The organism is Flavobacterium seoulense, assembly GCF_000695795.1.
Taxonomy (GTDB): Bacteria; Bacteroidota; Bacteroidia; order Flavobacteriales; family Flavobacteriaceae; genus Flavobacterium; species Flavobacterium seoulense.
In genome coordinates this window covers 24,322-45,286 of the sequence record NZ_JNCA01000010.1, presented here as the reverse complement: position 1 = coordinate 45,286, position 20,965 = coordinate 24,322, and the positions used below count along the sequence as shown (strand labels likewise).

The following is a 20,965-nucleotide window of genomic DNA, read 5'->3' as shown; positions in this document are numbered from 1 at the left end:
AGAAAAGCACGACCAATTGATCGTGCTTGCTGAAAATTGCTTTTGTTTTGTTAAATTCTTCTATTATTTCTTGAAAAATTGTTGTTTTCCTGACTATTGTTATTGCCTCTAGGTGACTCTGAACGTTGTGAAGGAGCACTCGGTCTGTTAAAAGAACGGCTGTTAGAATTGTTTTCTCTAGGGCTTTGTGTTCTTTGTATATTATTTTCCTGTCTTGGAGTATAATTTCTACTTGGCTGCGTTTGTTGTGCCGGATTTGGTCTGGCACTTTCTGATCTGTTTTGATTGTAATCTCTGTTTGTTGTTCTCGGACTTGTATTTTCTCTTGAACTATTAGAATTGTTATTACTTCTATTGTATTCTCTGCCCAATGTTCTGTTTTCTCTGTTAGGACTGGTATTATTTTGATTATTTTCTCTGCCAGATGTTCTGGGAGCTGTGTTTTCTCTCGAATTAGCAGCCTCGTTTTGATTAAAATTTCTTGATGGAGTCGTTCTTGAATTATTCCATTTATTATCAGTAAAATCTCTTGAGTTTGTTCTAGGCGTAGTGTTTATTCTCGAAGGAGTATTTCTATTAGTAGAATAATCTCGGCTGTCTCTTCGGGTATTATTACTATTACTGTATTGTCTCGAAGTTGTGTTTCGACTATTCGAATAATTGTTACTATAACTGCGACCTCTTTTTTGATCTAGTTCATAACGGTTTGCATAATTGTTATTGTATCTTTTTGCAAAAGCATAATTCGGATAACGTTTTTCATAAGCATAAGTACGTCTGGTATTGTAAAGAGAAATGGCAATATTACTTCTTCTGTAGTTTACATAATTGTAGCTGTTGTTGAAGTTCAAGCTCAAATGAATGTTGTTTCTGTATCTGTATATTGGATACGGATTCCAGGCATAATAGTACGAAGGATAGTAGTTCCAATACCAGTTTGATACATACGGACGGTAATTTGTAGCCCAGAATGAAGCATAAATTAAAGGGGTAGAATAATAAACGGGTTCATAAATATAATTAGGACCATACATGTATTCGTTACCAATAAATTGTACTTGTACGCTGTTGTTACTACCTCTTTCAATGTCTATTGTTGCTACGTCCTGATAAACGTCACGATCTAAAACCGATTGAATAATTACCACATGGGTATTGTATTCTACCGTTTCTATTACGCGTAAATAATCTACTTCGTTATCATTATTCAAATCTAAATTAGAAATTTGAAGTTCAGGATCGTTTAAGCGTCTTTCAAAATCTTCTAAATTTTTAGATTCTCCAAAAATAGATGCAACGGCTCTTAAATCGAGATTATCGCTAATTTCGTTATTCATTGCATTTACGGTAGTTCTGTTTTGAGCCTCTGTTTGTGTGAAATAAAACAAGGCTACAAGGCTTAAAAATATTATTTTAGTTTTCATGGCTACTGAATTGTTTAGTGATATTTTGCCATATTCAATTACTGTGCCAATTAATTTTATGTGCTCTTGTACTTTGAAAATGCAATGTTATAACGCATAGAATCAGAATGTAGTATAAACACAAAAGCCATTTCATTTTTTGAATGAAACGGCTTTTATTATGATATATTTATTTGAGATTATCTTTTGTCTTTTCGGCCTCTGTCTCCATATTGTTGAAGTAATTTTCGATAGAAATCATCTTCACATTTTTTAAATTTTAAAACTTTTACATCGGGTAAAACAGTTCTTAAACTTTTAGTGAATTTTTTTCGTAACCAAAATAATTCTTCATCGGCAGCTTCCATTTGGTTCAGAAAATTTGAAGCGTCTTTTTCACTTATTTTGTCAAGTGCATCATTGTTTAATCTGCTTTTAAAAGCTTTCATTTTTTTATGTCTTATTTCAAACTGTTTGTTATCATAAGCATTATAAAGAGGCCAGAATTTTTCTGATTCCTGAGAACTTAAATCCAGTTCAGTAGTAAAAAATGCTACTTTCATAGATTTAATTTGCTCTTTTTTATCATTCATACTTTCCTGAGCATAAAAACTATAGGAAAACAATAGTAATAATGGTAAAATTTTTTTCAAGTTCATCTTCATCATTTTTTATATTATTCGGTAATATAGTATTCTAGGTTATTGTTTGTTACTAATATATCTTCTATAGTGGTGTCTTCAAGAGCAATATTAGATGTGATATTGATGTTGCTAATGTCTTCTTCGTCTAATTCATTAATTAAATCATATTGATTAACATTCGACTGATAACTGATGTAATTTTCTAAAGTTGTAGTATCAATTTCGTTAGAACGACTCGCATTATTAAGAAGCGAAGGAATAGCTAAAGCCAAAACAAAAACGGCTGCTACCATCATTATAATTGTTTTCCTTTTTTGAAATAATGATACCGTTTTTGGTTCGTTTTTAGGTAATTGCTCTAATAAATTAGCCGAAAACTTTTCGAAGTAAGCATCTTCCGGTGTTTTAAAACCAGATTCAATTTTAGGGATTGTATTTAATTTAAATTCTTTCATGATACCTATTTAGACTAAATGAAATGCAAAAGGTTTAATTAGTGGATAAAAGTGCTTCAATTTTTTTTACAGCATGATGATAAGATGCTTTCAATGCGCCCACTGATGTTCCCAGAATTTCTGAGATTTCTTCGTATTTTAATTCTTCAAAATACTTCATTTTAAAAACTAATTGTTGTTTTTCAGGAAGCGTTGCAATGGCTTTATGCAAAGCAATCTGGATTTCGTTTCCATCAAAATAAACATCGGCTTTTAGATTGTCTATTGCTTTGTTTTGTAATGTTTCAGATGAAATGCCGCTTTTCTTGGCTTTTTGATTTAAAAAAGTCAAAGCTTCATTAGTTGCAATGCGGTACATCCAGGAAAATAATTTACTTTCTCCTTTAAAGTTTTTTAGATTTTGAAAAACCTTAATAAAGGTATTTTGTAAAACATCATCAGTATCATCATGATTCAAAACTATATTTCGAATATGATTATACAAAGGCTTTTGATAAGTATGCAACAATTGCTGAAAAGCTTCATTTTGAGTTTTCGGGTTTAATAATTGTTGTATGAATTCCTTTTCGTCCAGCAAAGCTTTTGTTGAATTAGATATAAAAGTAACAGAATGGTTTAACGAATGAGAGAATTAAAATTCAAATTCGTCATCTATTGCTTTTGGTTCTTCGGTAGCTGCTTTTTTTACTGGAGCCACCGATGCTGGTGTAGGGGGTGTTGATCCTGTCGGATAATAAGTTCTTTCCTGTGGAACTACTTTTGGTACAATAGGAACATAAACTTCAGTAACCCATTTTGAAGGATTTTTAACGTCAGTTTTTCCTGTAGCATATATTTCTAAATGAGAAAAAACAGGGTTTGCGACTAATGTATGTTGATTTAAGTAATTGTTAGTTTTGGTTAAAGCCGTTTTTAAATGCGAATAATCGCCGGTTAAAGTAGTTTTAACACCTTCAAAAGCTTCCAGTTTTCCGGATACAATATCACTTCCTGAGCTTAAAAATATTTCATTTCGTATTCCAAGTCCAATAGTAACTTTGGCAAGTCCTTTGGAAGTATCATAAGTATGATAAATGATAAATGGTTTTCCGTTGACATCAATATTGTTCTTTTCGCAAAAAGTAATCAGTTTCGGAATCACAATCTTGAAGTTTTTATTCACTTTAGTCAGTTCATTTGTAAAAGTATGACCAATGTAATTCATGATTGGTTTTTTTACAATTCCATTATCAATAGTAGAGAAAGTATTGATTTCATAATCTAAAGCTTTGTCTAAATTAGTCAGACTCTTTTCGTAAATAGCACCAATAATTCTATCAGTTCCGCCATTTATTGCCGAATAGATTTTGAAGAAAAAGCTCATTTTTCCTTTCGATCTCCAGGTTACTTTTGTTCCGCCAATGGTGTCTTTAAAATGCCATGAAACTGTAGAAGAAGTGCCTTCAAATTCCATACTTTGTGAAATACTATCGTTTTCTTTTACAGCAATGGTACGCATTTCACCACTTCCATCTTTGCCTTCCCAAGAGTAAGAAGCTCCTTTTCCAATAGTATTTTGAGGAAAATTTATTTTTGCATCTGGATCATCAGAAGTCCAGGAACCAAAGTCGCTCCAGTTTCTGTAATCATTAACATAATTATAAACAGAGGCTTTAGGAGAATTAATAATCTTACTTCTTTCTACAAGGAAATCCCCTTTTTGAGTAGCTATAAATATGGATAAGGCAACTAGACTAAGTAGTAATAAAAGAAAGATATATTTTAAAATTCTCATAATTAATTGATTATTTTCTGTTGTAAAGTTAGAAATTTTATCAATATGCAAGACTATGAGTGCAAAAAATATAAAAAATGTTGGTTTATGATAAAAACCGAAAAAAAAAGATAAGTATTTTATCTTTTAATTATATTTCAACTGGCGAAAATGATAAGTTTTAATTTGCCGTGTAAAAAACCAGACTGTAATTATTTTATTAGTGTCTAAAGTAAACTTTAATGACAAATAATAATCCGATGAAAATAAAGAAACCTATTAGAATTTTGTAATTCCCTTTGTAAAATATTTTGTGGGTTTTAATGTCTTTTCGATAAGAAAAAATCATAACGATAACAAAAGCAATAAAAAAACAAAGCGCAAATACTAATTGTCCCTGACTAAACATAATTGAAAAAATTTATTGCAAAAATACGGAAATGTTTAAGATTAGTTGCTAATTTGCATTTCATTTAATCAATAATAGTTATGCAAAAGCAAATTAATTCTGTTAAAGAATTTCATACCGCATTCGGGATAGAGCATAGTGAAACTCCCATTGCCGATTTAGGAGAAACTAAGAATACACTTCGTTATCATTTAATGAAAGAAGAAAATGAGGAATATCTGGAAGCTGTTCAAAATAATGACTTAGTAGAAATTGCTGATGCTTTAGGAGATATGATGTATATTTTGTGCGGAACAATTATCGAACACGGACTTCAGGATAAAATTGAAGCAGTTTTTGACGAAATCCAGAAAAGTAATATGAGTAAACTAGGCGAAGATGGAAAACCTATTTACCGAGAAGACGGAAAAGTAATGAAAGGACCAAATTATTTTAAACCGAATTTTTCAAAAATATTAGGCGAATTCTAAAAATAAGAATCAAGAAAAAAGGCGATTTTCAATTTGAAAATCGCCTTTTTTATATCCTGAAAATAACAAAATTATATTTTTACAGTCCAACCAAAAGGATCTTCAGTTAGTTTGTGTTGCATATTTGTTAGTTTTTCTTTCAATTGTAATGCAATAGAATCTTCGATTTTAGGTAATTCAAAATATTCTTCTTTATAAGCAAATCCTTTGATAGGACTAACTACAGCAGCTGTTCCTGCTCCAAAGATTTCTTTTAAACTTCCGTCTTTAATTCCTTCGATTAATTCAGAAACTAAAACTGAACGCTCTTCGATAGCAATTCCTTCTCTTTTTGCCATATCAATAAGACTTTTTCTGGTAACTCCGTCTAGAATTCTTTCGCTTGTAGGAGCGGTTACTAAAGTATCATTGATTCTAAAGAATACATTCATTGTTCCGGCTTCTTCCAGCTTAGTATGCGTTGCATCATCAGTCCAGATAACTTGTTGAAAACCTTCTTTATTAGCTAAACTAGTAGGATAGAATTGTCCTGCGTAGTTTCCGGCAGTTTTTGCAGCACCAATACCACCATTAGCAGCTCTACTAAAATGCTCCGCAATAAGTACTTTTACTTCTCCTGAATAATATGCTTTTGCAGGAGATAAAATAATCATGAATTTATATTCATCAGATGGATTAGCTACAACTCCAAAACCAGTTGCAATCATAAACGGACGAATGTAAAGTGTATTTCCTAAACCTTTTTTAATCCAGGCTTCGTCTAATTTTAATAATTGATTCAATCCTTCAGTAAACAATTGTTCAGGAACTTCAGGCATTGCCATTCTAACAGCAGAACTATTAAAACGTTTGATGTTTTCATCTGGTCTAAATAACCAAATATCATTATTATCATCTTTATAAGCTTTCATTCCTTCAAAAATAGCCTGACCATAATGGAAAACTCTTGATGAAGGGTCCATCATAAATGGAGCATAAGGTTTAATAGTTGGGTTTTGCCATTCTCCATTTTTAAAATCACATTCAAATAAATGATCAGTAAAAACAGAACCAAAATTTAAGTTTTCAAAATCTACTTCGTTGATTTTTGTAGTAGGGGCTTTTATAATTTCAATTTTGTTGGCTTGAGTGGTACTCATAATAATATTTTTTTTGTTTTTTTTGAATGTATAAATGAAGTTTAAGTATGAAATTTCACTATATGATGAACTTAACTTTAATTCTTGACAAAATTAAATAAAAAAGGACATAAAACTTGCTAAAATTTTAATAATTGTTACTATTGAATACGATTTTCATATATTCAAAAAAAAATAAAAAAAAAGACAAGCATTTATATGAAATATGCAATAAATCAAAGTTTTTTAAGGTTTTGTATGTCCTTTTTTGACTAATTTTGGTTACTCATTGATGTCGAATCAATAAAATATTTAGAAAATTGAAAAGAGAAATTATACAAACTCAGGATGGTTCTACAACAATTCATTTAGAAGAATGGAATGAGAGTTATCATTCTAAACACGGCGCAATTCAGGAAGCGAAACACGTTTTTATAAAGAACGGACTTTCGCTGTTTAAAAACAAAACTATTTCAATTCTCGAAATAGGATTTGGAACTGGCTTAAACGCTTTTATTAGTTTTCTGGAGGCGAAAGAATTTCAGCAAAATATAGATTATGTAGGTGTAGAAGCCTATCCTGTTGCTCCGGAAGAAATTCTTTCTATGAATTATGTTGAGGAATTGAACGCTCAAAATCAATTAGAAGTATTCGAAAAAATGCATCAGTCGAATTGGAATGAAAAAATAATTTTAAGCGATTCTTTTTCGTTAACCAAAAGGCAACAATTTTTTCAGGATATTGACGATGTTAATCAATTTGATTTGATTTATTTTGATGCTTTTGGTTACAGGGTACAGCCTGAATTGTGGAGTACTGAAATTTTTAAAAAAATGTACGATGCTTTAAAAGAAAATGGAGTTTTAGTTACTTATGCAGCACGTGGAGTAGTGAAAAGAAGTATGATTGAGGTAGGTTTTAGAGTCGAAAAACTGGAAGGTCCACCCGGAAAAAGAGAAATGTTTAGAGCTTTTAAGTAAAAAACAATTAAAATCTTTTTTTAGAGTTGTTAAAATAATAATAATTTAAAAATAGCGTTAAAATGTAAAATGTGTTTCAAAATCACTATTTTTACAATGCCTTAAATTATTGTTTAACCTTATAAACCGTTAATCTATTATGTCAAAAATCATGTTTGATTACACTAAATCGATATTAGAAAGAGTGAGTTTTGATCCTGTACTTTTTAGTAAGGAATTAGAAAAAGCCATTAAAGCGCTCTTACCGTATGAATTAGAGCAGTTAAAAGAATGGCTGGCTTCTTTTGTAATAGAGAAACCCGAATTGGAATCATCATTAATGATAATAAGTATATAAAAAAAGGAACTTCATTGAAGTTCCTTTTTTTTATATGTTTTTCTTTCGTTTTTGATGTTGGTACTATTTTGAAATTTTTAAACTTCTTTCTAAGTTAAATATTTTAAAAAAATTAAGAAAATGTATTTGGTTCTATTTTATGTGTTTTTTAACTACTTGCTAGTTGTGGGTTCAGGCTAGTTTTTCGTAAATTGGAATACTTAAAATTAGATAACTTTAAAACATTATATTATGCCACGAATGATATATGATTATACCAAATCGATTCTTGAAAGGGTAAGTTTTGCACCAGATTTATTTGTAAAAGAACTTAAAAAAGCAGTTAGAAATTTATTACCACATGAGATGGATCATCTTAGAAACTGGCTTTCTTATTACACAAAAGAAAAGCCCGAATTACAAGAATACCTTTTTATAGTGGAAAGAAATTAATAACTCAAAATAGAGTCAGGAAATTAAAAAATCCTGACTCTATTTTTTTTGTAGCGGACTTATTATTTGTACATTTTGAAAAACAATAGCGCCTTTAATCACTCCGGCAATTGTACTTCTTAAAGCTTCGATAATTTGTATTTTTAGTTCGCTTTTTGGATAAATAAGACTTACTTCTCTCGCAGGTTTTGGTTCTGTAAAATGGCGTAATTTAAGCTTATCTGAATCCTTTAAATCTAAAGTGTGTAAATAAGGTAAAAGCGTGGTTCCAAGACCTTCATCGGCCAATTTTATTAATGTTTCAAAACTTCCGCTCTCTATCTGAAAATGACTTCCTTCGTTTCTGGTATTATTTTTACAAAGATTTAAAATGCCATCTCTAAAACAATGTCCATCTTGCAATAATAGAATTTCATCAAGATTCAAATCATCTACTTCAATTTCCTTTTTTTGAAAACTATGATGATTTTCAGGAATGTAAGCCACAAAAGGTTCGAAATACAAAACAATTTCTTTGATTTTTTCTTCCATCAATGGTGTTGCAGCAATTGCAGCGTCAAGATGTCCGTTGTTTAGTTTTGTAATGATTTCTTCGGTATTTAATTCCTCAATAATCAGTTTTACTTTTGGATGTTTTTTGATAAAGTTATTCAAAAACATGGGTAATAGAGTAGGCATTATTGTAGGGATAATTCCTAATCTGAATTCGCCACCTATAAAACCTTTTTGTTGTTCTACGATATCCTGAATTCTATCGGCTTCGTTAACGATATTTTTAGCCTGATTGACTATTTTTTGACCAATATCAGTAAGTTGGATTGGTTTTTTTGTTCTGTCGAAAATTTGAATATTGAGTTCTTCTTCGATTTTTTGAATTTGCATACTTAGCGTAGGCTGGGTTACAAAACATTTTTCGGCAGCTAATGTGAAATTTTTATGTTCGGCAACGGCTAGGACGTATTTAAGTTGTGTAATTGTCATAAATAGAATAATTTGATGTAAATATAAAAACAATCAATTTAATTTATGGCTTTAAAAAATGTTAATTGAGATAATACTTGAAAATAATACTCAAAGTGGTTGTTTTTAAATTATTAAAAATTCAAAGAATTCTTTAAATTCTTGCTAATCGTTTGTTTATTACAATAGCTCTTTTTTGAAAGTTAATTTTTTTCAAAAAAATAGCTGCTTTTTTATAAATTATCTTCATTAAAGATTATTTTTGTTTGTATGAAAGTCATAGCGCCGTTCTTCATGATCCTCTTTATAGCTTTTTTATCAACTCCGGCTATAGTAAAATTGATTGAAAAATCTACTGATACTGCTATGTTCTTTAATGTTTCAGAAGAAGAACATGCTAAAGAGGAAATGAAAAATATTTTTTGTACTGAAGCTATAACTTCTGTTTTTGAATTGAAAAGAATCATAATAGGAAGTTTAATTCTTTCTGAAAATCTATCTAAACATGAAAATATTTCAAAACGAATATTTTCACCTCCTCCCAATTTTGTATAATGTATTCTAAAAAGGACTTTTAAGATTTCTGACCACATTTTAAATGTAGTCAAGAATACTGTTACATGTAATTAATTGTAGTATTATGTCAAAAAAAATGAATCTTTTTGCCAACCTAAAATCTGATTTTGCCTCAGGTTTAGTGGTTTTTCTGGTGGCTTTACCATTGTGTTTAGGAATTGCAATGGCTTCTGGCGCACCTTTGTTCTCTGGTATTATTGCGGGTATCATTGGGGGAGTAGTAGTAGGATATTTAAGTCAGTCACATATTAGTGTTAGTGGTCCGGCTGCGGGTTTAACAGCTATTGTATTAACAGCAATATCTGATTTAGGAACATTCGAAATTTTCTTATCGGCGGTTTTTGTTGCCGGAATATTTCAGCTGATATTGGGTTTTATTAAAGCTGGAAGTATATCTAATTATTTTCCAACCAATGTTATCGAAGGAATGCTTGCAGGAATTGGAATTATTATTATTCTAAAACAATTGCCTCATGCTTTTGGGTATGATGCTAATTTTGAAGGTGATGAAGCTTTTTTTCAGGTTGATGGAAATAATACTTTTTCGTCACTGCTTAATATTTTAAATCATTTTCAATTAGGAGCAATAATTGTTTCCTTAGTTTCCTTAATAGTGTTGATTTGCTGGGAAAGAGTTCCTTTTTTAAAGAAAATAAAACTTATTCCCGGAGCTTTGATTGCAGTAATTTGCGGTGTTATAATTAATGAAATTTTCATTCAAACAGGAAGTGCTATAGTGATTACTAAAAGTCATTTAGTATCCTTGCCAGTTCCAACTTCATTCGATGACTTAAAAGGAATTATTGTGACTCCTGATTTTACAGCTATCACAAATCCTGATGTTTGGACTAATGGTATCACAATAGCAATAGTTGCATCAATTGAAACTTTATTGTGTATTGAAGCTGCGGATCGATTGGATCCTCAAAAAAGATATACTAATACAAATGTTGAGTTAAAAGCACAAGGAATAGGAAATATAGTGAGTTCTCTTATCGGTGGTTTACCTATGACCTCTGTGGTGGTTCGTACATCGGCGAATAACAATGCTGGAGCTAAGTCTAAAATGTCTACTATTATTCACGGTGTAATGTTATTAATAAGTGTTTTGGTAATTCCGGTTATTTTGAATAAAATTCCACTGGCAACATTAGCAACAATATTAATTTTGGTGGGATATAGATTAGCAAAACCGGCTACAATCAAGCATTTTTGGCAAAAAGGAAAATATCAGTTTGTACCATTTATTGCTACGATGGTTGCTGTGGTAGCTACTGATTTGCTAAAAGGAGTATTATTAGGAATTGTTATCAGTATCATTTTTGTATTAAAAGGAAATTTAAAACGAGCTTATACTTTTAAAAAAGAAGAATATGCCGATGGTGATATTATTCATATCGATTTAGCTCAGGAAGTTTCGTTTTTAAATAAAGCAGCAATAAAAAATACCTTGAAATCCATTCCTGAAAACTCAAAAGTTATCATTTCTGCCGAAGATACAGTATATATTGCCCATGATATTTTAGATTTAATTCATGAGTTTAAAACTATTCGTGCTATAGATGAAAATATTATAGTTGTTCTAAAAGGATTTAAAAAAGAATATCAGTTAGAAAACTCAGATGAAACTCCTAATCATGTAACTATTGAACATTATTATGATGTTACTAAAAGAGTTTTGGTTAAAAAAGAGCAATCTTAATCAACAAATAAAAATCTGAATACGATTTTTTTATTCGTTATCTAAATTCTCATTGAAAGCCGATGGAAGTAAAGTTGGGATAAATTTTATCAGGATAGGAAGTAATAAGCTTCCTCCGGGAAGTAAAAAAATAGTTAAAGATGGTATTGTTTTACAAACCTCCAACAGCTGTTTTTTTACTTTCTTTTTTTCTTTTTCGCTTAAATCCCTTCGTGTAGAATAGGCTAATAAAACCATCAATTCCTTACTCTGAATAATTTCCTTAACTAATCGGTTTTTATTACGCGTAATTAGTGTAATAACATTTTGTGTCGTTTGATCGTAAAAATGTTTTACCGGATTCGAATAATTAAAATACGGAATTTCCTTTTTATAAGTGGTTATAAAAGTATCTGTGTTTTTAATACTTTCGGTCACAAAATCACCCGAAATTTTAAGGTTTTGAGCTAATTTATGTAAAAAGTAAATTTCTTCATTTTCGATTTCACCATCGCTCCATAATGCCATTCCTGCCATATCGATGAGGTAATATTTCTCTAAATCAGAACTGAAATAATCTAAATTGAATTCGTCTAAATTCTGAGCATTAATTTTAGAAAATTTGCTGTAGCGAACAGAAGCTTCAAAAAGTTTAATTAATAAATCGTCATAATTAGATTTAGTAGTCTTAATTTTTAAAGCCAGTGTAACCACATTAATTACTGCTTCTTCAATTTTTTTGAGGTATTTCTCTGGGATTTTTCCGTTAATTAAATATTGTCTAAAAGCTAAAACATCAATAAAGAGCAAAGCATTAGTTACAATATGAGAGAAATTTTTATTGATAATATCCACATTGGTTTGTACACGGGTATCAATAAATTTTTCCAAATTTAAGGATGGAGCGCCATTCGGTAAGACTTTCTTAAATAAATTAAAACCCTGCGGATGCATTTCGTCATAAAAATCCAGTAATTTTTTTATAAAATTAGAAGGTTCGGCATCATTAGTAATTAATCCATAAACTCCGTATAAAGCATTCAATAATGCAACTTTCGGAATTTCATTTTGCACCCAGCCTTTAGTGTCAACAGTTACAGGAGTTTCAAACGAAATAATATGACCGTAAATAAATCCGGTAGCTCTGGTTTTTTTATAGAAAGAATCAGTATTCAGGAAAATATGTTCTTTCTTGAATTCTTGTTTGATAAAAAATTTATCAATCCAACCAGATGCAGAAGGGTTAATCATTGTATTTTTTTGATGTTACAAAGCTATGTTTTTTTATAGTTTTGGTGTTATCTAAAAATAAAAAAACCATCCCAATTTTGTTAAATTAAGATGGTTTTAAGCTATTTTGTTCTAGGCATTATTTGATAATCGCTGTACAAGCCACTCTTGCACCTGCATTTCCTGCTGGTTGAGAAGTAAAATCATCAGTTCCATCATGAACAATTAAACCTTTTCCTAGGATATCTTTAGTTTGGTCTCCACAACCAATGCACCATTCGTCAGTTGTGATTTTTATAGAACCATTTCCTTTATCATCAGCTGTAAAGTTACCAATATCACCTTTGTGGTATTCGCCAACACCCCATTTTCCATGTTTTTTAAAGGTTGGATTCCAATGTCCTCCAGCCGAACTTCCATCAGGAGCTGAACAATCTGATTTTTCGTGAATATGAATCGCGTGAACACCTGGTTTTAAGCCTGAAACTTTAGCTTCAAAAGTTACTTTTCCGTTTTTTTCAATAAAAGTAGCGGTTCCTGTAACGCTGCTGTTACTTTTAGCTTCTAATGCGATATTTAATTTTTTAGTATCTGCCGATTTATTTTGAGGTTTACAACCAACAAAGACAGCACTAATCGTGAGTGTAAATAGAATGAATTTTTTCATGATTTTTTTGGAATAAAATTTAAAGTATAAAAATACTATAAAAAGACCGAAAATCAAGGCTTATTAGTATTTCTATGGCTATTTTTTTTAGCACAAATGAGTTTGTACCAAACTATTTTATTCGAAAAAAGGAATTACTGACCCAAATTAGCAATTTAAAAACTGTCCTCTTTTTAATTACCTTTGCCGCATGAATAAGAAACCACACGCTAATAATACACTTCTAAATTTAGGTATCGAAAGCCTGAATGAAATGCAGCAAGCCGCTCAGGAAGTCATTTTGAATGAAAATAATGTTTTGTTGTTGTCGCCAACAGGTTCCGGGAAAACATTAGCTTTTTTAATGCCCATTTTAGAAATGCTACAGCCGGAAATCCTTTCGGTACAATGTTTAATTTTAGTTCCATCACGCGAATTAGGATTGCAGATTGAGCAGGTTTGGAAAAAAATGGGAACTGATTATAAGGTTAATGTTTGTTATGGAGGACATTCGATTGATACCGAAATTAAAAATTTAAGCAATCCACCAGCAGTTTTAATAGGAACGCCGGGCAGAATTGCTGATCATATCGAAAGAGAAACTTTTCGTCTGGATAAAATTCAAACCTTGATTTTGGACGAATTTGATAAGTCTTTGCAATTGGGATTTCATGAGCAAATGTCGTTCATCATTGGTAAATTATCGAAAGTAAATAAACGTGTTTTGGTTTCGGCAACCTCTGATATTGAGATTCCAAAATACACCCGAGTGGTAAATCCAACGATTCTGGACTTTATTCCTGAAGAGGAAGAAAAGTCGTCTAATCTTTCGGTTAAATTGGTGATTTCGAAAGAAAAAGATAAGCTTAATACTTTGTTTCAGTTGATTTGTTCATTGAAATCAGAATCGGCAATTATTTTTTGTAATCATCGTGATGCTGCCGAGCGTATTAGTGATACGTTGAATGAAAAAGGAATATATTCGACTTATTATCATGGCGGAATGGATCAGGAAGAGCGTGAACGTGCTTTGATTCAGTTTAGAAATGGTAGTGTGAGTTATTTAGTTACCACTGATTTAGCAGCCCGAGGACTCGATATTCCCGAAATGAATCATGTAATTCATTACCATTTACCATTAAAGGAAGATGAATTTACCCATAGAAACGGACGTACGGCACGTATGACGGCTACGGGAACGGCTTATCTGATTATAAATGAGTCTGAGAAAAAAATGGATTATTTAGATTATGAAAATACCGAAGTTTTTTCAGTCGAAAATGCTAAGTCTTTGCCAAAAGCACCACAATTTCAAACGATTTACATCAGCGGAGGAAAGAAAAATAAGCTGAACAAAATAGATATCGTAGGTTTCTTTTCCCAAAAAGGGAAATTGGAAAAAGGCGATTTAGGATTAATCGAAGTAAAAGATTTTATTTCGTTTGCCGCCGTAAAATATGCTAAAGTAAAAGAGTTACTGCATAATATTAAAGACGAAAAAATGAAGGGTAAAAAATATAAAATTCAGGTTGCCCGAAATGTGATTAAGAAAGTGGAGGAGTAGTGATCAGTTAGCAGAAGGCAGTTTGCAGAAAACAAAAAGCAGATTTCAAATTAGAATTTTAATATTCTTAATATGAAATCTGCTTTCTTTTTTTATAGTCTAAACTCTTCTGTCTGTCAACTGCCTTCTGTAGGCTAAATTTTCTTTACGTATTGTGTAATAATTACAATTTGTTGTCCGTCTACTTTTCCTTCAATATATTCGGCATTTTCATGATCAAGACGGATGTTTCTAACAGCAGTTCCTTGTTTAGCCACCATACTGGAACCTTTTACTTTTAAGTCTTTGATTAAAACAACTGAGTCTCCGTGTGTCAGAATCACTCCGTTGCTGTCTCTGTGAACGATTTTATTTTCATCGTCTTCACCTTCACCGGTTGCTTTTGCCCATTCCAGAGTGTCTTCGTCAAGATACATCATATCCAGTAATTCCTGTGGCCAACCCGCAGCACGCAAACGGCTCAACATTCTCCAGGCAACTACCTGTACCGGAATGTGCTCGCTCCACATACTGTCATTCAAGCTTCTCCAGTGGTTTAGATCTTCGTTACCTGGATTTTCAATTTGGTCAACACAAGTAGCACAAGCCTGAATAGCTTCATCAATTCCACCTTTTTTAGTAGGAAGCACTTCATAAACTTTTAGGTTTTCTGTTGCTCCACAAAGTTCACATTTTCCGCCACTGCGTTTATTTAATTCTCTGTCTATGCTCATTATTTTATTTAAGTTTTTTAGTCCTTGGTGTTTAGTCCCGAGTCCTTAGTTTTTATTTTGCGATCTAAATTTCGTTTACTGAATACTAAAAACTGATCACTTTCTACTGAATTTATTTTACTCGAACTGCATTTGGAACTAACAATTCATATTCTCCGCCATTTCTAAGTACATCTCTCACGATACTCGAACTGATATAAGAAGTACTTGCTGCAGTCAATAAAAACACAGTTTCTATTTTAGATAATTCCCTGTTGGTGTGAGCGATGGCTTTTTCGAATTCAAAATCGGCAGGATTACGCAAACCACGAAGAATGAAATTAGCGCCAATTTTTTTACACAAATCAATGGTTAGACCTTCATAAGTAACTACCGAAATTTTTGGTTCGTTTTTGAAAGTTTCCTCAATAAAACGTTTTCTTTCTTCCAGAGGGAACATGTATTTTTTCTCAGCATTCACCCCAATGGCAATAACGATTTCATCAAAAAGTGGAGTTCCTCTTTTGATGATGTCTTCATGACCTAAGGTAATAGGATCAAAAGATCCCGGAAATATAGCTTTTCTCATTTTTATTTTTTAAGTAATTCTTTTGGTATTTATTGCAGCAACCCATTCGTCTTTTTTACAAATAGTGCAGGTTGCAGTTGCTGAATTTTGCTCTTCGGTATGTCCGCAAAATGTACAGGAATAAATACCGTTTGCTGGAATAAATTTATTTTTTTGATTAAACAAAGAAGGTAAAATAGGTAATCCAAATTTCACATCTTTATCCTCATAATAAAACACACTTATTTCTCCGCTTGTTTCAATAAAGGCATTTTTTATCTGTCCTAAATGTTCTATAGATTTTATACGAAGTTCAGAGAAAAATTCATCCTGAGCAAGGCTTTCTTTTTCAAAAGAAGTAACCGAAAATTTTCCATCAATAATAAGACATTCGGTTTTTCCTTCTACAAATTCTTCAAATTTCTTGCTTTTTCCAGTTAGCCAGGTGACTGAACGGTATAAAACAATAATAACAACAAATACCGTTGCAGCGGGAATAATCCCAACATCTTCATAAAACATAGGATCTCCAGCTGCAGATCCTAGTGCGATAATAATTACGGTTTCGAAAACGGATAATTGTTTTACACCTCTTTTTCCAGCTAATTTTAAGGTCAACAATAAAATGATAAACATTACTGTTGAACGAAATAAAACTTCCAAAAGAAAAACTTCCGGCATTTCGTTAAATAAGAGCCTGTTCCATTCAAAGATATCTTTCATGCTTTTGAGTTGCTAAGGTTCTGAGATACTAAGTTACTATGTTTTTCTTTCTGTGTTTATTTTTTTCTCATCCCTACTTCAATGGAATGACAAGATCATTTAGTTTTTGATATTATTATAAAAATTAAAGGTGCTAAAATCTTTAAATCTTAACACCTAAAGTATCTTAATAACTTTTATGCTAAAGCTAATTCTATCGCATTAGTAAACAAATCTTCTAATGAAATTCCTGCTGCGGCAGCTTGTTGCGGAATCAAACTTTCAGTAGTTAATCCCGGAATGGTATTCATTTCCAGCATGTGTGGTTCGTCGTTAACGATGATAAATTCTGAACGGGAGAATCCTTTCATTTTCAATACTTCGTAAGCACGTTTTGCAATGGTTCCTACTTTTTGAGTCATTTCGTCAGAAAGTCGGGCAGGAGTGATTTCCTGTGATTTCCCTTGGTATTTGGCTTCATAGTCGAAGAAGTCATTTTCTGAAACAATTTCGGTGATTGGCAAGACGATGATTTCGCCTTTGTAATTGATAACTCCAACAGAAACTTCGGTTCCGTCAAGGAAACTCTCTATGATAATTTCGTTGTCTTCTTTGTATGCGGTTTCAATGGCTGTTGGTAATTCGGCTTCGGTTTTTACTTTCGAAATCCCGAAACTTGATCCTGCTTTATTGGGTTTAACGAAACAAGGTAATCCTACTTTATTAATGATTTCGCTAGTGTTGATTTCATCACCTTTGTTTAAATAATAAGAAATAGCGGTTTTGATTCCGTATGGTTTTAAAACTGAAAGTAAATCTCTTTTATTGAATGTTAAAGCAGCTTGATAGTAGTCACAAGAAGTTTGCGGAATACCTAATAATTCAAAATAAGCCTGCATTAAACCATCTTCGCCCGGAGTTCCGTGAATAGCGTTGAAAACGCAGTCAAAACTGATTTTGTTGCCATTTACAGTTACCGAAAAATCGTTTCGATCTATTGGAAATTCATTTTCGGCATCGTCTACATAAACCCATTTCTCTTTAAAAATATGGATGCGAAAAGCATTGTATTTTGATTTATCTAAGAATTTGTAAACTACGTTACCGCTAATAAGTGAAATTTTGTATTCACTGGAATAGCCGCCCATGATGATGGCAATGTTTTTCATTTAGTTTCGTTTGTATTGTAAAAAATGGTTTTTTTAGCCCCGATGGTAACGGCATCCTTTTTTCCTGTTCTTTACAGGGAAAAAGATAGAGTGAACAGCGGGAAATAGCTCCTGAAATAAAATAAGCTAGAGCGGAAGCTAGATTAAACAAAATTATCATTTTTTTTGAAACGAAATAGCTTTATCTTTGTCACCTTTCAAAAAAATATTATATGAGTTTACGTAAATATCTTACTAGTCGCGCGTTTTTCACACAGGTTTTTCTAGCCGCTTTAATCATTGCCCTTTTGGGTTATCTTTTTATGCATTGGCTGACTTTTACTACTGATCACGGAAATGAAATTACAGTTCCTGATTTGAGCAAATTGACCGAAGAACAGGTAGAAGAGAAGCTGGACGAATTAGACTTGTCTTATGTTTTGCTGGATAGTGTTGATTATAGAAGCAATTATCCTAAATACAGTGTGGTACAGCAGGATCCATTACCAGGTGAAAAGGTGAAGGAAGGAAGAAAGGTATATATTAAGATTAATAGTTCTGGTTTTTCATCAGTTAGAGTGCCTGATTTGATTGAGAAAACATACCGCGAGGCAGTGCCAACATTAAAGGCATTAGGTCTTGAAGAAGGAACCATTACTTATATTCCAAATCTTGGAAAAGATATGGTTCTTGAAATGCGTTACAAAGGAAGAAATATAAAACCGGGAGACAGAGTGTTGAAATCGTCTAAAATTGATTTGGTTTTAGGTGATGGAAAAGCGAGTTATGAAGAAGAAGTAACCGATACGATAATTGCAAATCCAGCAACAGAAGAAATGCCAAATGAACAATAATATTGAGCCGATTGATTTAGACGAAGAGGAATTATTTGAACATTATAAATTTGAAGTTCCTAAAGGGCAGGCGTTGTTGCGAATTGACAAATACTTAATGGGATTAATCCCAAATGCTACCCGAAATAAAATACAAAATGCCGCTACCGATGGTAACATTTTTGTGAATGATGCTACGGTAAAATCGAATTATAAAGTAAAACCGTTTGATGTGGTGACTATTATGTTGTCGCATCCGCCGTTTGAAAATCATGTGCTTCCTGAGAATATTCCGTTGAATATTGTTTATGAAGATGAGGCTTTGTTATTGATTAACAAAGAACCGGGATTAGTGGTGCATCCGGGACACGGAAATTACACAGGAACTTTAGTGAATGCATTGGCTTTTCATTTTGAAAATTTACCAATGAACAGCAGCGAGCGTCCGGGATTAGTTCATAGAATTGATAAGGATACTTCGGGCTTATTGGTAATTGCCAAAACTGAAGCGGCTATGACGCATTTGGCCAAGCAATTTGAGGCTAAAACTACCGAAAGGGAATATGTAGCTTTAGTTTGGGGAAATGTAGCCGAAGAAAGCGGAACTATCGAAGGGAATTTGGCCCGTCATTTAAAAGACCGTATGCAAATGGCTGTCTTTGCCGATCCTGAGATAGGAAAACCAGCGATTACGCATTATAAGGTTTTGGAGCGTTTTGGTTATGTAACTTTGGTTTCCTGTATTCTGGAAACAGGAAGAACGCACCAAATTAGAGCCCACATGAAACACATAGGACATCCGTTGTTTAATGACGAACGTTATGGAGGTCATTTGATTCTAAAAGGAACTACGTTTACCAAATACAAGCAGTTTATAGAAAACTGTTTTAAAGCCTTACCAAGACAGGCTTTGCATGCAAAAACACTTGGTTTTGTACATCCAAATACGGGAGAACTAATGCGTTTTGATACTGAATTGCCACAGGATTTTCAGGATTGTATTGAAAAATGGCGTAATTATTCGAAGTCGCATCATACTGACGAGGAAGAATAAGAATTTAAAGTATAAAAAGTCCCTCCCGATAGCTATCGGGATGGGACTTTTTGTTTTTTGATAAGTTAGTGAGTAACGTGCCGTGGCTTTGCGACTGTTGCTAACTTCGAAACTGATTTTTTTTCTGTTAAAGATAAAATTTCTTGCGAAACGAGAATGTAATTTTACATAAAAACTCGAAATCTTGCCAAATGTCTGTTAACGTCTATTTTTATATTTAATTAGTTGTTCTTCGTTATCTGCAAATACAAACTCTTCTGCATATTCAAATAAAAAATCATTTAGAATTGTTACTTTTTGTGTATCAATCTTTATTCTTTCGTACTTCAAATTTTGATTGGCAAAATGTATAACAATTGCGACTTTTGGATTTATTGGATAGTATAATTCAAAGTTTTTTACTTTTCCATTCTCATCTTTGTCATTAATTAACAAATTCATTAACGGTTGGTCTGATGTTAAAAATTTTATTTCAGTTTCATTTTCATAGAATATATATTTAATGTTTTCATTTTGTGATAAAGAAATAGCTAATGAGTTTGCAAAAACTAATGATAGAATGTTTGTGTATTTTGGTATGATAAATTCACTTTTATTGAAAACTAATTCTAAACTAGTTTTCATTTTCTTAGTTCTTAAAAATTGAGAACATAAAAAAATCATTGTGAAGAATAAATCATCATCATTTTCAAACATTTGAATGTCTTCGAAGTTTTTTATTTTAACAACTTTCTTTCCATAATTTTCAATAATTGAGTGAAATTCTTCAAATAAATTTGTTCTTACTAATTCTAATATTTTGGCTAGCTTCTCAATTTCTTTTTCTGAATTAGTTTCAAATGTATTTTCCTTATCTAATCTTTTTAATCGTGAATATGATGTGTAAATGTTTAATAATTCAAGATTAATTTTTAAGGATGCTTCGCTATTACTGTATTGTCTGACTAATTCATTGAGTATTAATTCTTCTTCAATAGAAAATTCTTCTAATGAATAAAAGAATCTTTGTTGAGCAACACCCATTAAGTTTGGTTCTACAATTTTATTTTCAGATTTTATGTATGAATAGATTTTTTCTTTACAGCTCCAAGACCGTAAATATTCTCGCCAAACATAATGATGTTTTCTTTTAGTACACATTTTTTCTAAAATAGCCGCTATTACATAAGTACACACAATAAACTTTCGTATATATCCAAAATCGGGCAGATTGGCGAAAGTTTATTGCGTTTATGTTGTTTTTACATTAAATTATTGTGGTTACAATACTACAAAAAAGAATTCTATTACGCACTGAATAATCTCACAAA

24 protein-coding genes are annotated in these 20,965 nt (G+C 31.7%); 9 read left to right on the top strand and 15 right to left on the bottom strand.

Annotation, left to right across the window (positions count from 1 at the left end; translation table 11 throughout):
• Positions 1–50: 50 nt before the first annotated feature.
• The 6 genes from FEM21_RS05715 to FEM21_RS16680 form a co-directional block, all read right to left on the bottom strand.
• Positions 51–1,424, bottom strand: coding sequence for a hypothetical protein (locus FEM21_RS05715; protein WP_035658794.1), 1,374 nt, complete (start codon positions 1,422–1,424; stop codon positions 51–53).
• 179 nt (positions 1,425–1,603) lie between these two features.
• Positions 1,604–2,062 (bottom strand): hypothetical protein, encoded by a 459-nt coding sequence (locus FEM21_RS05710; protein ID WP_035658793.1) that lies wholly within the window; start codon positions 2,060–2,062, stop codon positions 1,604–1,606.
• Between the two features lie 17 nt (positions 2,063–2,079).
• Complete coding sequence (locus FEM21_RS05705) at positions 2,080–2,502, bottom strand: hypothetical protein (protein WP_035658792.1); 423 nt, start codon at positions 2,500–2,502, stop codon at positions 2,080–2,082.
• Positions 2,503–2,536: 34 nt separating this feature from the next.
• Positions 2,537–3,079, bottom strand: a complete 543-nt coding sequence (locus FEM21_RS05700) for an RNA polymerase sigma factor (RefSeq protein WP_035658791.1) — start codon at positions 3,077–3,079, stop codon at positions 2,537–2,539.
• 54 nt (positions 3,080–3,133) lie between these two features.
• Entirely contained in the window at positions 3,134–4,276 is a 1,143-nt protein-coding gene (locus FEM21_RS05695) for an SRPBCC family protein (protein WP_081824648.1), read from the bottom strand.
• Positions 4,277–4,475: 199 nt separating this feature from the next.
• Complete coding sequence (locus FEM21_RS16680; protein WP_035658790.1) at positions 4,476–4,664, bottom strand: hypothetical protein; 189 nt, start codon at positions 4,662–4,664, stop codon at positions 4,476–4,478.
• Between the two features lie 80 nt (positions 4,665–4,744).
• On the opposite strand from FEM21_RS16680, the gene FEM21_RS05685 reads away from it, so the two are divergent.
• Entirely contained in the window at positions 4,745–5,134 is a 390-nt protein-coding gene (locus FEM21_RS05685; RefSeq protein WP_035658789.1) for a pyrophosphohydrolase domain-containing protein, read from the top strand.
• Positions 5,135–5,205: 71 nt separating this feature from the next.
• On the opposite strand, the gene FEM21_RS05680 is transcribed toward FEM21_RS05685, so the two are convergent.
• Positions 5,206–6,273 carry a branched-chain amino acid aminotransferase gene (locus FEM21_RS05680; protein ID WP_035658788.1) on the bottom strand — a complete coding sequence of 356 codons (1,068 nt, stop codon included), beginning with the start codon at positions 6,271–6,273 and terminating at the stop codon, positions 5,206–5,208.
• Positions 6,274–6,572: 299 nt separating this feature from the next.
• Between FEM21_RS05680 and mnmD the strand changes: the two genes are divergently transcribed.
• From mnmD to FEM21_RS05665, 3 genes are all read left to right on the top strand, one after another.
• Complete coding sequence (mnmD, locus tag FEM21_RS05675; RefSeq protein WP_035658787.1) at positions 6,573–7,232, top strand: tRNA (5-methylaminomethyl-2-thiouridine)(34)-methyltransferase MnmD; 660 nt, start codon at positions 6,573–6,575, stop codon at positions 7,230–7,232.
• 139 nt (positions 7,233–7,371) lie between these two features.
• Positions 7,372–7,569, top strand: a complete 198-nt coding sequence (locus FEM21_RS05670) for a hypothetical protein (RefSeq protein WP_035658786.1) — start codon at positions 7,372–7,374, stop codon at positions 7,567–7,569.
• Positions 7,570–7,800: 231 nt separating this feature from the next.
• A complete protein-coding gene (locus FEM21_RS05665) occupies positions 7,801–8,001 on the top strand; it encodes a hypothetical protein (RefSeq protein ID WP_035658785.1) in 201 nt (66 codons plus the stop codon).
• A gap of 39 nt (positions 8,002–8,040) precedes the next feature.
• Here the strand turns inward: FEM21_RS05665 and FEM21_RS05660 are convergent, their stop codons facing one another.
• Positions 8,041–8,982 (bottom strand): LysR substrate-binding domain-containing protein, encoded by a 942-nt coding sequence (locus tag FEM21_RS05660; RefSeq protein WP_035658784.1) that lies wholly within the window; start codon positions 8,980–8,982, stop codon positions 8,041–8,043.
• A gap of 249 nt (positions 8,983–9,231) precedes the next feature.
• Here FEM21_RS05660 and FEM21_RS05655 point away from each other — a divergent pair, with 249 nt between their 5' ends.
• Positions 9,232–9,516: a hypothetical protein gene (locus FEM21_RS05655; RefSeq protein WP_035658783.1), complete on the top strand. Its 285-nt coding sequence runs from the start codon at positions 9,232–9,234 to the stop codon at positions 9,514–9,516.
• A gap of 85 nt (positions 9,517–9,601) precedes the next feature.
• The gene (locus FEM21_RS05650; protein WP_035658782.1) at positions 9,602–11,239 is read left to right on the top strand and encodes a SulP family inorganic anion transporter; all 1,638 of its coding nucleotides are present in this window, start codon (positions 9,602–9,604) and stop codon (positions 11,237–11,239) included.
• A gap of 30 nt (positions 11,240–11,269) precedes the next feature.
• Here the strand turns inward: FEM21_RS05650 and FEM21_RS05645 are convergent, their stop codons facing one another.
• Positions 11,270–12,469, bottom strand: a complete 1,200-nt coding sequence (locus tag FEM21_RS05645) for an LETM1-related biofilm-associated protein (RefSeq protein ID WP_035658781.1) — start codon at positions 12,467–12,469, stop codon at positions 11,270–11,272.
• Between the two features lie 118 nt (positions 12,470–12,587).
• Positions 12,588–13,115, bottom strand: coding sequence for a superoxide dismutase family protein (locus FEM21_RS05640; RefSeq protein ID WP_035658780.1), 528 nt, complete (start codon positions 13,113–13,115; stop codon positions 12,588–12,590).
• A gap of 190 nt (positions 13,116–13,305) precedes the next feature.
• Here FEM21_RS05640 and FEM21_RS05635 point away from each other — a divergent pair, with 190 nt between their 5' ends.
• Entirely contained in the window at positions 13,306–14,658 is a 1,353-nt protein-coding gene (locus FEM21_RS05635) for a DEAD/DEAH box helicase (protein ID WP_035658779.1), read from the top strand.
• 134 nt (positions 14,659–14,792) lie between these two features.
• Here FEM21_RS05635 and FEM21_RS05630 read toward each other — a convergent pair whose 3' ends face one another.
• The 4 genes from FEM21_RS05630 to FEM21_RS05615 form a co-directional block, all read right to left on the bottom strand.
• Entirely contained in the window at positions 14,793–15,371 is a 579-nt protein-coding gene (locus FEM21_RS05630; RefSeq protein ID WP_035658778.1) for a PhnA domain-containing protein, read from the bottom strand.
• A gap of 112 nt (positions 15,372–15,483) precedes the next feature.
• Complete coding sequence (coaD, locus tag FEM21_RS05625; RefSeq protein WP_035658777.1) at positions 15,484–15,939, bottom strand: pantetheine-phosphate adenylyltransferase; 456 nt, start codon at positions 15,937–15,939, stop codon at positions 15,484–15,486.
• A 9-nt stretch (positions 15,940–15,948) separates the two neighbouring features.
• On the bottom strand, positions 15,949–16,641 hold the full coding sequence (locus tag FEM21_RS05620; protein ID WP_035658776.1) for a DUF421 domain-containing protein: 693 nt from the start codon (positions 16,639–16,641) through the stop codon (positions 15,949–15,951).
• 176 nt (positions 16,642–16,817) lie between these two features.
• Positions 16,818–17,789, bottom strand: coding sequence for a D-alanine--D-alanine ligase (locus FEM21_RS05615; protein ID WP_035658775.1), 972 nt, complete (start codon positions 17,787–17,789; stop codon positions 16,818–16,820).
• A 212-nt stretch (positions 17,790–18,001) separates the two neighbouring features.
• Between FEM21_RS05615 and FEM21_RS05610 the strand changes: the two genes are divergently transcribed.
• Positions 18,002–18,622 carry a PASTA domain-containing protein gene (locus FEM21_RS05610; RefSeq protein ID WP_035658774.1) on the top strand — a complete coding sequence of 207 codons (621 nt, stop codon included), beginning with the start codon at positions 18,002–18,004 and terminating at the stop codon, positions 18,620–18,622.
• Positions 18,612–19,655 carry an RluA family pseudouridine synthase gene (locus tag FEM21_RS05605; protein WP_035658773.1) on the top strand — a complete coding sequence of 348 codons (1,044 nt, stop codon included), beginning with the start codon at positions 18,612–18,614 and terminating at the stop codon, positions 19,653–19,655. Before FEM21_RS05610 ends, FEM21_RS05605 begins: the two co-directional genes overlap by 11 nt.
• Positions 19,656–19,853: 198 nt before the next feature.
• Here FEM21_RS05605 and FEM21_RS05600 read toward each other — a convergent pair whose 3' ends face one another.
• Positions 19,854–20,795: a DUF4238 domain-containing protein gene (locus FEM21_RS05600; protein WP_152547374.1), complete on the bottom strand. Its 942-nt coding sequence runs from the start codon at positions 20,793–20,795 to the stop codon at positions 19,854–19,856.
• Positions 20,796–20,965 lie beyond the last annotated feature (170 nt).

Excerpts from the sequence above, each read along its gene's own strand:
- FEM21_RS05715 (WP_035658794.1), bottom strand. The coding sequence starts at position 1,424 with ATGAAAACTAAAATAATATTTTTAAGCCTTGTAGCCTTGTTTTATTTC.
- FEM21_RS05685 (WP_035658789.1), top strand. The coding sequence starts at position 4,745 with ATGCAAAAGCAAATTAATTCTGTTAAAGAATTTCATACCGCATTCGGG.
- FEM21_RS05640 (WP_035658780.1), bottom strand. The coding sequence starts at position 13,115 with ATGAAAAAATTCATTCTATTTACACTCACGATTAGTGCTGTCTTTGTT.
- FEM21_RS05655 (WP_035658783.1), top strand. The coding sequence starts at position 9,232 with ATGAAAGTCATAGCGCCGTTCTTCATGATCCTCTTTATAGCTTTTTTA.
- FEM21_RS05670 (WP_035658786.1), top strand. The coding sequence starts at position 7,372 with ATGTCAAAAATCATGTTTGATTACACTAAATCGATATTAGAAAGAGTG.
- FEM21_RS05695 (WP_081824648.1), bottom strand. The coding sequence starts at position 4,276 with ATGAGAATTTTAAAATATATCTTTCTTTTATTACTACTTAGTCTAGTT.
- FEM21_RS16680 (WP_035658790.1), bottom strand. The coding sequence starts at position 4,664 with ATGTTTAGTCAGGGACAATTAGTATTTGCGCTTTGTTTTTTTATTGCT.
- FEM21_RS05650 (WP_035658782.1), top strand. The coding sequence starts at position 9,602 with ATGTCAAAAAAAATGAATCTTTTTGCCAACCTAAAATCTGATTTTGCC.
- FEM21_RS05605 (WP_035658773.1), top strand. The coding sequence starts at position 18,612 with ATGAACAATAATATTGAGCCGATTGATTTAGACGAAGAGGAATTATTT.
- FEM21_RS05680 (WP_035658788.1), bottom strand. The coding sequence starts at position 6,273 with ATGAGTACCACTCAAGCCAACAAAATTGAAATTATAAAAGCCCCTACT.
- FEM21_RS05665 (WP_035658785.1), top strand. The coding sequence starts at position 7,801 with ATGCCACGAATGATATATGATTATACCAAATCGATTCTTGAAAGGGTA.
- FEM21_RS05645 (WP_035658781.1), bottom strand. The coding sequence starts at position 12,469 with ATGATTAACCCTTCTGCATCTGGTTGGATTGATAAATTTTTTATCAAA.
- FEM21_RS05705 (WP_035658792.1), bottom strand. The coding sequence starts at position 2,502 with ATGAAAGAATTTAAATTAAATACAATCCCTAAAATTGAATCTGGTTTT.
- FEM21_RS05660 (WP_035658784.1), bottom strand. The coding sequence starts at position 8,982 with ATGACAATTACACAACTTAAATACGTCCTAGCCGTTGCCGAACATAAA.
- coaD (WP_035658777.1), bottom strand. The coding sequence starts at position 15,939 with ATGAGAAAAGCTATATTTCCGGGATCTTTTGATCCTATTACCTTAGGT.
- FEM21_RS05610 (WP_035658774.1), top strand. The coding sequence starts at position 18,002 with ATGAGTTTACGTAAATATCTTACTAGTCGCGCGTTTTTCACACAGGTT.
- FEM21_RS05620 (WP_035658776.1), bottom strand. The coding sequence starts at position 16,641 with ATGAAAGATATCTTTGAATGGAACAGGCTCTTATTTAACGAAATGCCG.
- FEM21_RS05600 (WP_152547374.1), bottom strand. The coding sequence starts at position 20,795 with ATGTGTACTAAAAGAAAACATCATTATGTTTGGCGAGAATATTTACGG.
- FEM21_RS05615 (WP_035658775.1), bottom strand. The coding sequence starts at position 17,789 with ATGAAAAACATTGCCATCATCATGGGCGGCTATTCCAGTGAATACAAA.
- FEM21_RS05635 (WP_035658779.1), top strand. The coding sequence starts at position 13,306 with ATGAATAAGAAACCACACGCTAATAATACACTTCTAAATTTAGGTATC.
- FEM21_RS05710 (WP_035658793.1), bottom strand. The coding sequence starts at position 2,062 with ATGAACTTGAAAAAAATTTTACCATTATTACTATTGTTTTCCTATAGT.
- FEM21_RS05630 (WP_035658778.1), bottom strand. The coding sequence starts at position 15,371 with ATGAGCATAGACAGAGAATTAAATAAACGCAGTGGCGGAAAATGTGAA.